The following is a 13075-nucleotide window of genomic DNA, read 5'->3' on the forward strand; positions in this document are numbered from 1 at the left end:
TTTAGTATGCGTTATACGTGGATACATGTGTGATATAGATTTTTGGTACTCAATCCATCAAAAATCTATAGGTTGACTAATCGTAAGAAAAGCATACGTAGAAACAATTTTAAATAACGGTGCTGTCCCAGCTGAAGGAATGGTTCCTGCGAAATTCGCAAAAAGTCCAGAAGGCAACGATTTCCGTAAAGAAAACGGAAATCTAGTCAAAGATGATGTGAAAACGGCAAAAGAAAACTGGAAAAAAGCGAAGCAAGAACTTGGTACTGATAAAGTAACAATTGAACTATTAACAAGCGATAATGCTTTAGCTAAAAAGACTGGCGAATATTTAAAGGGTGAACTAGAAAAAAATCTAGATGGATTAACAGTGAATTTAAAACCACAACCACGTAAACAACAGTTGAAATTACTACTAAGTGGTGATTATGAAATTGGAATTGATGGCTGGGGCCCTGACTTCGCAGATCCTATTACATTCTTAGATCTATTCACAACAGATAGTGCTTACAACTTCGATAAATACTCTAACAAAGAGTACGACGAGCTAATTCATAAAGTGAAAACAACTTTAGCTGGTGATGAAAAAGCACGCTGGGAAGCAATGAAGCAAGCTGAAAAAATCTTATTACAAGATGGTGCTGTCGCTCCTTTATACCAACAAGGTCGATCTTACCTACAACGCGGATTTATTAAAGGGCTTGTAACAACTGACTTTGGCGGTGAATTTAACTACAAGTGGACAGAAATCGCAAAGTAGTAAGTACCATTAAAAAAGGTATCCAATTGAAGGATACCTTTTTACTTTATACTTCTTTACTTACAGAACCTCTTCCCTTTACCATTCCTTTTATGACTAGAGTAATTCCCGCTACCAATTGTGTAACTAGTATAATGAGTAATAATGAAATAATATTTTTCTCTAAATTAACTCCACCGAATATTATTGTATGATAACCATTTGCTGCGTATGTTGTGGGAAATAATCCCGAATACAGTGATAACCATTTGTGTATTAATAATTAAGAAGACAAAAAGAACGATTGTCAGTTCTCTTCATAGCTCTCTTTTTGCATTGAACTAAAACTCATCATAAATATAAACATAAACATCAAATATGTTTTCCACGTCAAAGAAGGTATATGTCCTGACCAAAGATAGCTAATTAAATAGTTGATTCCCATAATACACGACGATATTACTAAGCTAATACTTATTAGTTTTACATATTTGAGCATATATTTTCTCCTTATTTTATTATTTTTCTATTTCTTCAAATTGCAGATTCACCGGTTCTTCTAAGAGTGTTTCATAAAAGCTTTCTGCCAAATCCGTTACAGGAATTTTTTCATCCACCTCATCAAACCGAATGCTATCCAGCCATACACAACCTTCTCCTGATAATAAAACACCAAATGCAATACCAAGCGCCTCTTCTTTTATATCTAGTACAACCGAGTACGATTGCCAGTTATTCGTATTTTTTATTGGACGATTTTGCATGTTATCCATAGCAATAGGCTCAGTATCTTTTCCGTCTACTCGCATCCACAATCCTGCCCAGTCTTTTACATTCTCGCTCTTAACAAATGCTGTTAAACGTAATCTCTTACCTATGTATTTATCCGCTCGGAACATTTGCATTAATGTTGAAAATCCTCCATGCGTAACGTTCTCTTTTGCCTTTATATATGCGGATACTTTTCCTTGGTGGACAACCTCATAATCTAAACCCATCTCATATTCAGCAGGATGACTTCCACTTAATACCCACCCTTTCGGTATACCTTTTTGCATCGAAACACCCTCTCTTTCTATATAAAATGATTGGAAATATTCCCGATATTTCTTTGGCGGGAATTGAAACATTCTTTTAAAAGCCCTCGTAAATGCCTCTTGTGAGGAAAAACCATATTGCACTGCAATATCAATAACCGCTCTTTCAGTCGACACTAAAGCCTGTGCAGCATAAGTTAATCTTCTCTTTCGAATATAATCCGTTACACTCATCCCGATATAACTTTGAAAAATACGATGAAAATGGTACATCGATACTGCACTGTGGAATGCCACTCTTTCTGTTGTGAGCTCTTCATGTAAATGATTCTCTATATATTCGATTGCTTTTTTTATCATCTCTTTATATTCTTCATGCATTTCAGTACCTCCTCACAACTTCAATTTACCATATACATACAAATCGTTTTTGATTTAAATTGCGGATTAACCCTTGAAGGTATAAGAAAATATTTTATTTTCAACACATACATAATTACATGTTTTTAGGAAAAACTTGTATAGAACAAATTTACATAAGGAGGAATTTAAAATGAGAATTTTACTATCAGCTTTATTAGCTCTCATGCTAGTACCTGCATTAACAGGATGTAAAGCTCCTGCAAAAGAAGATACAACTTCTAATAAAAAGACAACTGAAGAAGCAAAAAATGAGGCTCCTGCTGATTTAAAACTAAACTTCAATAAATTCGATTTAAAGGCAGACTATCAGGATACGAAGAAAGACTACGAAGCTGATTATAAAAATGTAGCAGCTGATAAGAAAATGGAAGCAAAAATTGAAGATCATAAAGCAGATGTAAAATTAACAGGAGATGAGGCTATTACAAAATTAAGCCCACTTCTACAAGAATTAAAATTTGATAAAGACACACCTGACCAAGAAGTAATCGATCAAGTAGTAAACGTGTTCAAACTTGATAAAGACTACCAAAAATTCGATTTAGAAGTTGTCTTCTCTGATGGAATGAAAAAAGAATATAAAAGAGAAATAAAATAAAGAAGTAGGCGGCTGCCTACTTCTTTATTTTTTTGTATTGTAATTTCTTGGTTATACTTCCATTCTTTTAACGTGAACGGTCCGTTCGTAATTAACTCTTTTGAATCTGTTTTTAATTTATTATTATCATCAATTGATTTTTTAGATAATGGAATAAATAATGAACTTGCTAATTTTTGTTTATAAGAAGAAACAATAACCTTGCATGCGCAAGATTATTGTTTCGCTTCTGTTTGAAAGCGTTTATAGTATGTCGATGCTGTTGCAAAATTAATTTCTATATCACGAATCAACGATGAATCTTCTTCTTTAGCTAACTTCTGTAATTTTTTCATCGCTTGTTCTGATTCATCTAGGAAGCCAACATACATCTCATGTTCTTGCTCTTTCGACTTCGGAACACGAATTTCTTTACGTATATTATCAATATCTTCTAACATGCTCGTTGTTACCTTTTGCACATCTTCTTTATATGTAGCATTCGTTATTTCCTTACCACCCTTTTCTTTTGCCACTTCAAATAACTGCAGTGCTTTATTAATTTCTTTATTCATTTTCATATCGTATTTTTCATGTACTGCACGGTATGCTTCCACCTCTTCGGTTTGCTCAGTGGATTGCTCTACCTTTTCTGGTGGTTTTTTCGTATCTTTATTTCCATTACATCCTGCTAGAAGGATCATACTTCCCATTACAGCAATACCTAAAACCTTCTTCATCTCTAATTCTCCTTTTATCTACAGCTACTACTCATTATGGTTTCTTTTATCTCCACTTGTTATTATACCGATAATATCCTACTTTTTACACTTAAGACGATTTGGTAATATGTATACCAACATTTTTGTCACAGTATCGTCACTTTATACAAATAACTTTTGCATCGCTTCACTCTATCAACTTACAAATATGTATAAGTGATTTCAAAGAAACAAAAAAGAGCTGATTCAAATATTCTCTTTGAATCAGCTCTTTTTTGTTAAGCCTCTAAATTTTGTTTTTGTTTTAGTTCAAACTGCTTCTCGCTTCTTTTTGCCATGAATAAATAACATAGCACAGCACCCACTTCACAAAGAGCTATCACAACACCCATCGGTAATGCTGTATTACTTCCTCCAATACCTACTAACGGTGCAACAAGTGCTCCTGAAATAAACTGTAATAAACCTAGTAAAGCTGAAGCTGTTCCTGCTGCTTGTTTTTGATTTCTCATTGCTAACGAGAACCCAGTTGTGGATACAACACCGACACTTGATACAACAAGGAATAACGAGCATAAAACACCAATTAACCCTATTCCAAGTGCGATTGTCAGTAGTAAAGATAGACCACCAACAGCCGCAATAATGATGCCAGAAACAAATAATGTCTTCTCACTAACTTTTCCTGCTAAACGACCAGTAACTTGGCTGGCAATAATAATACCGATACCGTTAATCGCAAAGAATAAACTAAACTGCTGTGGTGATGCCCCGTATATATTTTGCAACACAAATGGTGAACCAGAGATGTACGCAAACATTGCCGCTGTTACTAATCCTTGTGACAATGCATATCCCATAAATAAACGATCTTTCAGAAGTTTCCCGTACGTCGCTAATGTTCCTGATAAACCACCAGTCTCTCTTTCTTCCGGAGGCAATGTTTCACGTAATACGAACGTAGCTGATATTAACATGAATACACTAATTGCTCCAAGAACAATGAAAACACCGCGCCATGTTGTGAACTGTAACAATTGTCCCCCAATAATCGGTGCCAAAATAGGTGCTGCTCCGTTTACTAACATGAGGAGCGAGAAAAATTTCGTCATTTCAGAACCTGAGTACATGTCACGTACCATTGCACGAGATATAACGATCCCAGCAGATCCTGAAGCACCTTGTAAGAAACGTAAAAATACTAAAGTCCAAATAGATGGCGCAACAGCACAAAGTAAAGAAGAAGCAACATAAATAATAAGAGCAATAATAAGAGGTTTTCGCCTTCCGTAAATATCACTAATTGAACCGACAAATAATTGTCCTACTGATAGCCCAAGTAAACAAGCTGTCAATGTAAGCTGTGCAAGGGATGCACTCGTTTGTAAATCATCCGTTAATTTCGGTAAAGAAGGCAAATACATATCAATAGATAATGGCCCAATCGCCGTAAGTGTCCCTAACACAAGAATCATCCATAACCTGCTTGCCTTTACAGGCTTATATATTTCGTGATTAACTCCATTCACTTTTTCTATTCACCCTTTCCTACACATACATCAAATCGTAACAATTATAGTTACAACATAAACATACGTCAAGTGTAGTGCATTTTCCTGTTTCATTCCGTAAAAAAAGCGATAGAAATTCTATCGCTTTACTTTTTCAAGTTGCTATTTTTAAATTTAGATACTGAAGACATAGCCTCTCCTGTATCTAAATATGTGATTTGAATTTGATCTCCTACCTCTGTAAACATAGCATACGGGAATTTTTTCGCAGGTATCATAAATACTTTTTGTTCATTCTCTAACAGTACGTACACGATCGTATTTTCACCTGATTTTTCTTTATATACACGTTGCACAATACCTTCTTTTTGCGCCTCTTTACCATTTGAAGTCGGTCTAAATGAATCTCCACTTCCACTCAGCGCATTTTTATAATTCTCAAGTGCTTCCTTTTGTGTCGAACCTGTTGCAAATATTTTCGCATTAGAAGCATATATAACAGTATGGGCACGCACTAATCCCCCGTCATCAATAACAGGTACAATCCAAGAAGGCTTACCATACACGTTATAAATAACTGGCATCGTTCCATGCCACTTCTCTCTCTTAAAGGAATTATCCACTACTTCTGTAGCAGCCGAACCATCCATAATTCCTTTTACTTCTTTTCCATTATAGTAATATAACTTTCCTGTCCGTGCATCAATGAGTGAGTAACCTAACGCAGAGTCTACTCCTTCTTTCGGAGAGGTGAAATCAGTAAAGTAATATAGAGTTCCATCCTTACCGAATATTGGTGTAACTCCTTCCTTCGTCCCCCACTCAGTCGGAATCTTCATATCAGTTTGTGAGAATTTCGTATTCCAAAATCCGTGAATATATTTACCGAAGTACGTATTTAACGTCGATGCTGTCTCATGATTTAATACGCCATCAACAAATTTAGGTGCCTTTCCTTTATCATATCTTTTTACTTCACCTGTTTGTGCATCTACTACAACAACGCCTTCTACTTCAAATCCAGATCTTCCTGAAATAAACTCACCGTACGTCATTGTATAATACGGTTTTCCTTTATCATCAACTTCAAATTTAGGTTTCCCTTTAAAGATTAGATCTGGTTCTGCTTTTCGAACGACACGTTCTAATTTATTACCGAAAAACATGCTTGGTACATATTTCATTTTATAACCGAGATGCAGTTTCGCTTCCGCATCAGGGTTCGTACCTGACATCGTTACATAACCTGGAATTGTTTCAGCTTTACGTGCTTTAAAAAAGCCTGAAACTTCAATCGGTGCTACATATAAAGCTTCACCGTTTACCATTTGTGGTGTTAATTCACCTAGTTCAAAATAAGCTACTTTTGGGATATCTCCAAATACCTTTTTCATTTTATTTTCTGCTGTTTTAGGCGGCACTGTAAACGGCTGATCATTTTCAGTAAATGGCTCTGAAATATCTTTCTCTACCTTAACAACAGAATCATATTTCTTTTGCGTGATTACTATATCATGCAAATAACCAAAATAACCGTAACTTGCAAGTAAAACAAACATTAAAAGTCCTTTTAATGTACCTTCTAATTTCCCTACCTTATCCTGTGAAAATAAAACAAGCCCAATTAAAATTGCTACTGCAACAGAATAATGAGTAAGAATTGAATCTACTCGATCATCAATTAGCCAAAGATATTCATAGATTGCAATACCAATCCAAAATAAAATAGGAATAACTAAAATAGATGATTTCTTACCCTTTACAATTCTCTCATCTCCTTTCTTATCCACCGTTCGAAGTTTCCTACCGCTTCTTGTCCATGGAATCAAAAACAAAGTGAGAATAGCTAAAACTAAAAATTTCATCAAAGGCAATGTCCCCTTTTCGTTTATTTTCCCTTTCAGTATAACAAATAAAGGGTATTCAGGTAAAAATGGGAATGATCACACTTTTTTACTACTTAATACAACTCCGCTCACTACATATAAGATTGATGCAATATAAAAAATCGTACCAATTGTAAAGAAATCTACTAAATACCCCGTTGCAATAATTGCTACTGCTCCTCCAATCGATGTCCACACATGGTATTTTCCAATCTCATATCCTGCCTTTTCCTGCATCACCTTTCGTGCTAAAGACGTTTTCTCAGTGTTACGCTGCACAGCGCCTAAAATTCCCATTACAATTTGAAGAATGTATACATGCCAAACTTCTGTGGCAATCGGAAAACACAGCATTAATATCGCCATGGACCAAGCATATATTATTAATAATGTTCTATCTCCTACTCTATCAGACATCTTTCCTACTAGCGGATATACAAGTGCTGAAGTTAAAGCAAATAAGCCATATGCCCAACCAAACTGTGAAAAACTATTTCCAACATTCCGGAGCAATAGAATGTAAAAAGGAAATACCATACTTCCAGCCATCATAATGATACTTTGTGACGCTACAAATCTTCTATATGTCATTTCTTATACTCCCTATAAAATAAATTCACAAATCTCTCTTCTGGATCTACTTCCTTCTTCTTCTGAAGAAATTCTTCTATACGAGGATATGCCCTCCTTAACTGCTCTTTCGTTGGATAAGAATAATATGGCAAATAGTAACTACCGTTATATTTTAAAGTAACATCGATCATCTTCCGAGTGATACCTTCTGTTTTCTTTATCTCATCTTCAGAGCGCCCTTGATTAATTAAAAGAACTAACGCAAACATATCATCTTTCGCATAGGATAAAACTGCATTTTCATTCCTTTCCACGTAACGAATCGTAATATTGAGCAAGTTCAGTTCTTCTTCGTTTAACGCGTTACGTAAATCATCTATGTATTCCGTAAAAGAATCGATGGGCACAAAGTATTCTTGTAACACTTCTGTCAGGTTCGGATTTTCATATTCCATAAAGGCACTATCTGACCTCATAACATTATTTCGCGTCTCAAACTGTCCGTCTGTACGTTCAAAATAACTTCTTTGTATATCCCAAAATGTATTCTTTCCCCAATCACTATAACGTGATAACCCAAGCAAAAATTTCGGTGCTGCTATAATATTTTCTTCTTTTAATTCACTGTACTCTTCCCTTATATTTTGATTTTGCGCTAATGTATAATCCGTCACATACATTTCTCTTAAAAATGAATTTGGAGCGACCGAAATACGTGCTAAATGCATACGAACATTTTCATCTTTTCTTACCTTCTCTTTGAAATACGTCGTATATTCTTTATAATCTAGCATTTTCGTATGCATTTCATATAATTCATCATCTGTTAACTTCAGCGTCACATCTAAAATGACACCAAATAGCCCATAACCGCCGATGACATAGGGAAATAAATCAGCATTCTCTTCTCTACTTACATTACGTACACTGCCATCTGCCATTAATAGTCGAAATGATTCGACTGTGTCAATCAATGCTTCATGACGAATATCACGTCCATGTACATTTACACTTAATGAACCACCAACAGTAAAAATATTTTGAGACTGCATTACCTGAACCGCAAGGCCATATGGATTTATTTTCTTTTGAATATCATTCCATGTAACACCGCTTTGTACCCTAATCCTCTTTTTCTCTGGATCAAACTCTAATATTTCGTTATATCCTTTCATATCAAGCATCGTACCGTTCGGATAATACGTCTGTCCGCCTTGGCTATGTTGCATACCTGCAATGGAAATTTTCTCTCCTGAAACTTTTGCATCTTGCACTAATTTTATTAACGAGTGCTCATCCGTAGCACTTTCAACACGTTTTATTTTTGTCGGAAGCAATTTACCTACATCACTCATAATAGGATGATCGAGTTGTTTTTTATACGTATGTATAGACGCTGTTAACAACACCGTATACGCTATAATGACAACTACTATCTTTCTTTTTTTCAAATGACACTCTCCTCTTCTAACGTTCTTCCTCTTCATATTGTACCTATTTTCCTAAGAAGAAAGTACTAACAAAAAAGAGAGAGCTCACTTATTTCAGGTCCCTCCCTCATCAAGACTATCACTTTGCTGCTGGCAATTGTATGGGCTCAAACTTTATTCCTCTCATAACAACATGTTTCAAGAAACACTTAAATATGATGTAAAGAAAAACAACTAATTTCAGGAGGTCATTATGAAAGCTATTATTTGCACAAAGTATGGACCACCTAATGTTCTCCAGCTTCAAAATATAGAAAAGCCTAAACCTAAAAAGAATGAAGTATTAGTTAAAATTCACGCAACCAGTGTAACGACTGGAGATTGTAGAATACGTGGCTTTAATAGCCCCCTCTTATTTTGGGTTCCTATGCGGATCATATTAGGTTTCAGAAAACCGAGAAAACCTATACTCGGCGTAGAATTATCCGGGGAAATCGAAGAAATAGGAACAGATGTAACTCAATTTAAAAAAGGAGACCCAATTTTTGCATTAACAGAACTAAACCTTGGTGGTTATGCCGAATACACATGCGTGCATGAAAGTGGATTAATAGCATTAAAACCTACCAATGTGACGTATGAAGAAGCTGCAGTTATTCCTTTTGGCGGAACTTCAGCATTGCACTTCCTGAGAAAGGGCCTTATAAAAAAGGGGCAACAAGTGCTGATATACGGTGCCTCTGGATCAGTAGGAACGGCTGCCGTACAACTTGCTAAATATTTCGGAGCGACCGTTACAGCTGTTTGTAGTAATTCAAATTTTGAACTAGTGCAATCTTTAGGGGCTGATAAAGTAATTGATTATACGAAAGAAGATTTTACAAAGCGAGATGAACGCTACGATATTATATTTGATGCAGTTGGAAAAATTAAAAAATCCCTTTGCCAAAAAGTATTAACGCCTACTAGCAAATATGTATCTGTTAATGGAATGATGGCAAAAGTAAGTAAAGAGGATATGATTCTACTAAAAAAATTAACTGAAACAGAAGATCTAAAGCCGGTTATTGATAGAACTTACCGTTTAGAAGAAATTCCCGAAGCCCATATATATATAGAAAAAGGGCATAAAAAAGGGAACGTTTCTATTACCTTAAAATAAAATATTTTCAGAAAATATCATTGACAATTCTTTTTGTAAGATTTACTATTAGTACCATATTTAAAAACTACATACACATACTCTTATCAAGAGTGGCGGAGGGACTGGCCCTATGATGCCCGGCAACCGAGCTTATAACGTATAAGCTAAGGTGCTAATTCCTGCAGAACGATTTTCGTTTTGGAAGATAAGAGAGGAACCTATTTCGTCTATTCGGCACCTCTCTTATTTTGGAGAGGTGCTTTTTATTTTGGAACGTATATTAAGGGGGAATTATAGATGAAAAAGGTATTATTAAGTATTGTAAGTGGAGCTGTATTATTGTTAGGTGCATGTGGTGCTAATTCTGATAAAGAGGTAAAAGCATTAGATGAGAAAAAGATTACCGTTGGTGTAACAGGTGGGCCGCATGAACAAATTTTTGAAAAGGTGAAAGAAGTTGCAGCAAAAGATGGGCTCGAAATTGATGTAAAAGTATTTAATGATTATGTAGCACCGAACGTATCTTTAGATGAAAAAAGCCTTGATGTAAATAGCTATCAAACTAAATCTTATTTAGACGTATTTAAAGCCGAACGAAACATGAAATTAACTGAAGTATTTTCAACAGTAACATTCCCTATGGGCGTATATTCTAAAGACATAAAAGATGTAAAAGACTTAAAAGAGGGTGATGCAATTGCTGTCCCAAATGACCCAACAAATGAACTTCGAGCTTTAAAGCTATTTGAAAAAGCAGGAGTTTTAAAGGTTGATCCAAAGGCTACAGAAAAAGCGACTGCAAAAGATGTAATTGAAAATCCAAAAAACTTAAAGATTGTTGAATTAGAGGCCGCTCAATTACCAACACAGCTAAGTGAAGTAAAAGCAGCTGCAATTAACACGAACTTCGCATTAGGTGCAAAATTAAGTCCAGCGAAAGACTCTATTTTCCGAGAAGGAAAAGATTCACCATATGTGAACTGGGTTGTTGTTCGTACAGAAAATAAAGATGATGCTGTCGTAAACAAATTAAAGAAAGCTTATCAATCTAAAGAAGTAAAAGAATTTATTGAGAAAAAATTTGATGGTTCTGTTTTACCGTCTTGGTAGGAGCTGACGATAATGATTGAATTAAAAAATATTTCCAAAGTATTTTCAACAAAAAAAGGGTATGTCGAAGCTCTTAAATCAACTTCTCTTAAAGTGGCAAAGGGCGAAGTATTTGGAATCATCGGATATAGCGGCGCTGGTAAAAGTACATTAATTCGCTGTGTAAATTTATTAGAAAAACCAACGACAGGAACTATCATTGTAAACAATCAAGACTTAACAACACTATCGACAAAAGAACTAGCAAAAGCGCGACAAAAAATCGGAATGATTTTTCAAGGGTTCAATTTACTTAAAACTGTTACCGTCTATGAAAATATTGCATTACCTTTACGCCTTGCTGGCATTCCAAAAGCAGAAATTGAAAAAAGGGTAGAAAAGTATTTACGCATTGTCGATCTTTTTAACCGTAAAGATGCATATCCAAGTGAACTTTCTGGCGGTCAAAAACAGCGTGTTGCCATTGCACGTGCACTATCACATGAACCTGAAGTTTTATTAAGCGATGAAGCAACAAGCGCTTTAGACCCAGAAACAACCGATTCTATTCTTGACTTACTATTAAAGATCAACGAAGAAATTGGAATTACGATTTTACTCATTACACATGAAATGAATGTCATCCAGCGTATATGTGACCGCGTTGCCGTTATGGAACAAGGGGCTATAGTCGAAAGCGGGACTGTGAAAGATATTTTCACAAACCCGCAACATGTAACGACGAAGAAATTTGTAAATAGCGCATTTGCAGCGAAAATCCCAGAAGAAGTACAAAAAGAACTGCAAACTACTGGTGAAATTGTAACACTTTCTTTTATAGGAAATTCTTCAGGAGAACCAGCATTAGCTGTCGCTACAAAACGTTTCCAAGTATATCCGAATATTTTATCTGGTAATATTACACAGTTAAAACATGAGGCATATGGGAAACTTGTCGTTCATATGCAAGGGGAAGAAAACGAAGTACACCGTGCTTTATCATTTTTACAAGAGCAAGGTATCATCATAGAAGGAGGTAGAACGGATTATGGGAAACAAGTCCTTTTTGGATGAATGGGGTAACGTCATATGGGAAGCAACAATTCAAACATTTCAAATGACATCTATTTCACTAATTATCTCTATCCTTATCGCATTACCTCTTGGTGTCACACTTGTTTTAACGAGACCTGGTGGACAGCACGAAAATAAAATTGTCTATCCTATTCTTAATACAGTTATCAATGTCATTCGCTCTCTTCCATTTATCATTCTATTATTTTTCATCTTGCCTTTTACAAAATTTCTAATGGGAACATCCATTGGTGTGCAAGGTGTTATCGTACCACTTGTCGTATTCACAGCCCCTTACATTGCACGTTTAATGGAAACGGCTTTATTAGAAGTGGATCGCGGCGTCATTGAAGCCTATCAAGCAATGGGCGTTTCTACTATTAAAATCATTTGGCACGTCATGGTTAAAGAAGCCCGTCCATCTCTTGTACTTGGATTAACAATCGCAACCATTGGCCTAATCGGTGCAACAGCAATGGCTGGTCTTGTAGGTGCTGGCGGGCTAGGAGACTTAGCATATCGCTTCGGACATTTACGCTACGAACCGGAAGTAATGTATGCAACCGTCTTTATTTTAATTGTTCTCGTTCAAGGGTTGCAGTCTTTAGGGAATGGTGTTGCACGAAGATTGAAGAAAGATTAAAAAGAAGGCATCTCACCAGTGCAGTGACCCCTGTCAAGTAGACAGGATTTAAAAAGCGCAGCTAAGCAACCTGAGTTCTATATTTATACGGACTCAGGTTATTTAATTTCTTTTGAAATCTTTGATGATTATAAAAATGTATGTATTTGCGCACGGCAAATTTAACCTCATCCGCTTTGCGGAAGGAATATAAATGAAAGCATTCTGCTTTAAAGTGACTGAAGAAG

13 protein-coding genes, 3 pseudogenes and 1 riboswitch are annotated in these 13075 nt (G+C 35.6%); of the genes and pseudogenes, 6 read left to right on the top strand and 10 right to left on the bottom strand.

Features of this window, described 5'->3' with window-relative positions; genetic code table 11:
- Nucleotides 1-85 precede the first annotated feature (85 nt).
- Nucleotides 86-760, top strand: a pseudogene (locus MR065_RS26025) (ABC transporter substrate-binding protein); the annotation flags it as partial.
- Between the two features lie 46 nt (nucleotides 761-806).
- On the opposite strand, the pseudogene MR065_RS26030 reads toward MR065_RS26025, so the two are convergent.
- The 3 genes and pseudogenes from MR065_RS26030 to MR065_RS26040 all read right to left on the bottom strand — a co-directional run bounded on the left by MR065_RS26030 (nucleotide 807) and on the right by MR065_RS26040 (nucleotide 2157).
- Nucleotides 807-1060: pseudogene (locus MR065_RS26030) on the bottom strand (hypothetical protein).
- Nucleotides 1047-1238 carry a hypothetical protein gene (locus MR065_RS26035; protein WP_242215592.1) on the bottom strand — a complete coding sequence of 64 codons (192 nt, stop codon included), beginning with the start codon at nucleotides 1236-1238 and terminating at the stop codon, nucleotides 1047-1049. The pseudogene MR065_RS26030 and the gene MR065_RS26035 overlap by 14 nt, the downstream one beginning before the upstream one ends.
- A 19-nt stretch (nucleotides 1239-1257) precedes the next feature.
- Nucleotides 1258-2157, bottom strand: a complete 900-nt coding sequence (locus MR065_RS26040) for a helix-turn-helix transcriptional regulator (RefSeq protein WP_242215593.1) — start codon at nucleotides 2155-2157, stop codon at nucleotides 1258-1260.
- A 172-nt stretch (nucleotides 2158-2329) separates the two neighbouring features.
- Here MR065_RS26040 and MR065_RS26045 point away from each other — a divergent pair, with 172 nt between their 5' ends.
- A complete protein-coding gene (locus MR065_RS26045; protein ID WP_242215594.1) occupies nucleotides 2330-2797 on the top strand; it encodes a YusW family protein in 468 nt (155 codons plus the stop codon).
- Between the two features lie 20 nt (nucleotides 2798-2817).
- On the opposite strand, the pseudogene MR065_RS26050 reads toward MR065_RS26045, so the two are convergent.
- From MR065_RS26050 to MR065_RS26075, 6 genes and pseudogenes are all read right to left on the bottom strand, one after another.
- Nucleotides 2818-2991: pseudogene (locus MR065_RS26050) on the bottom strand (peptide ABC transporter substrate-binding protein); the annotation flags it as partial.
- 21 nt (nucleotides 2992-3012) lie between these two features.
- Nucleotides 3013-3516, bottom strand: coding sequence for a hypothetical protein (locus MR065_RS26055; protein WP_242215596.1), 504 nt, complete (start codon nucleotides 3514-3516; stop codon nucleotides 3013-3015).
- Between the two features lie 260 nt (nucleotides 3517-3776).
- Complete coding sequence (locus MR065_RS26060) at nucleotides 3777-5036, bottom strand: multidrug effflux MFS transporter (protein WP_242215603.1); 1260 nt, start codon at nucleotides 5034-5036, stop codon at nucleotides 3777-3779.
- A 119-nt stretch (nucleotides 5037-5155) separates the two neighbouring features.
- Entirely contained in the window at nucleotides 5156-6874 is a 1719-nt protein-coding gene (locus tag MR065_RS26065; protein ID WP_242215604.1) for a DUF3981 domain-containing protein, read from the bottom strand.
- 78 nt (nucleotides 6875-6952) lie between these two features.
- On the bottom strand, nucleotides 6953-7486 hold the full coding sequence (locus MR065_RS26070) for an MFS transporter (RefSeq protein WP_097903362.1): 534 nt from the start codon (nucleotides 7484-7486) through the stop codon (nucleotides 6953-6955).
- Entirely contained in the window at nucleotides 7483-8919 is a 1437-nt protein-coding gene (locus MR065_RS26075; protein WP_242215597.1) for an FAD-binding oxidoreductase, read from the bottom strand. Before MR065_RS26075 ends, MR065_RS26070 begins: the two co-directional genes overlap by 4 nt.
- 232 nt (nucleotides 8920-9151) lie before the next feature.
- On the opposite strand from MR065_RS26075, the gene MR065_RS26080 reads away from it, so the two are divergent.
- The 4 genes from MR065_RS26080 to MR065_RS26095 all read left to right on the top strand — a co-directional run bounded on the left by MR065_RS26080 (nucleotide 9152) and on the right by MR065_RS26095 (nucleotide 12848).
- Nucleotides 9152-10060: an NAD(P)-dependent alcohol dehydrogenase gene (locus MR065_RS26080; RefSeq protein ID WP_242215599.1), complete on the top strand. Its 909-nt coding sequence runs from the start codon at nucleotides 9152-9154 to the stop codon at nucleotides 10058-10060.
- A gap of 80 nt (nucleotides 10061-10140) precedes the next feature.
- Nucleotides 10141-10254, top strand: a riboswitch (SAM riboswitch).
- 85 nt (nucleotides 10255-10339) lie between these two features.
- On the top strand, nucleotides 10340-11152 hold the full coding sequence (locus MR065_RS26085) for a MetQ/NlpA family ABC transporter substrate-binding protein (RefSeq protein ID WP_097903365.1): 813 nt from the start codon (nucleotides 10340-10342) through the stop codon (nucleotides 11150-11152).
- Nucleotides 11153-11164: 12 nt separating this feature from the next.
- Nucleotides 11165-12205: a methionine ABC transporter ATP-binding protein gene (locus MR065_RS26090; protein ID WP_242215601.1), complete on the top strand. Its 1041-nt coding sequence runs from the start codon at nucleotides 11165-11167 to the stop codon at nucleotides 12203-12205.
- Nucleotides 12180-12848: a methionine ABC transporter permease gene (locus MR065_RS26095; RefSeq protein WP_098268955.1), complete on the top strand. Its 669-nt coding sequence runs from the start codon at nucleotides 12180-12182 to the stop codon at nucleotides 12846-12848. The genes MR065_RS26090 and MR065_RS26095 overlap by 26 nt, the downstream gene beginning before the upstream one ends.
- 61 nt (nucleotides 12849-12909) lie before the next feature.
- Here the strand turns inward: MR065_RS26095 and MR065_RS27855 are convergent.
- Nucleotides 12910-13075, bottom strand: a 166-nt coding sequence (locus MR065_RS27855; RefSeq protein ID WP_396022397.1) for an IS3 family transposase, incomplete at its 5' end; no start/stop codon positions are given.

Origin of the sequence: Bacillus cereus group sp. BfR-BA-01383 (genome assembly GCF_022663495.1) — a bacterium.
In the GTDB taxonomy this organism is placed as follows: Bacteria; Bacillota; Bacilli; order Bacillales; family Bacillaceae_G; genus Bacillus_A; species Bacillus_A cereus_AU.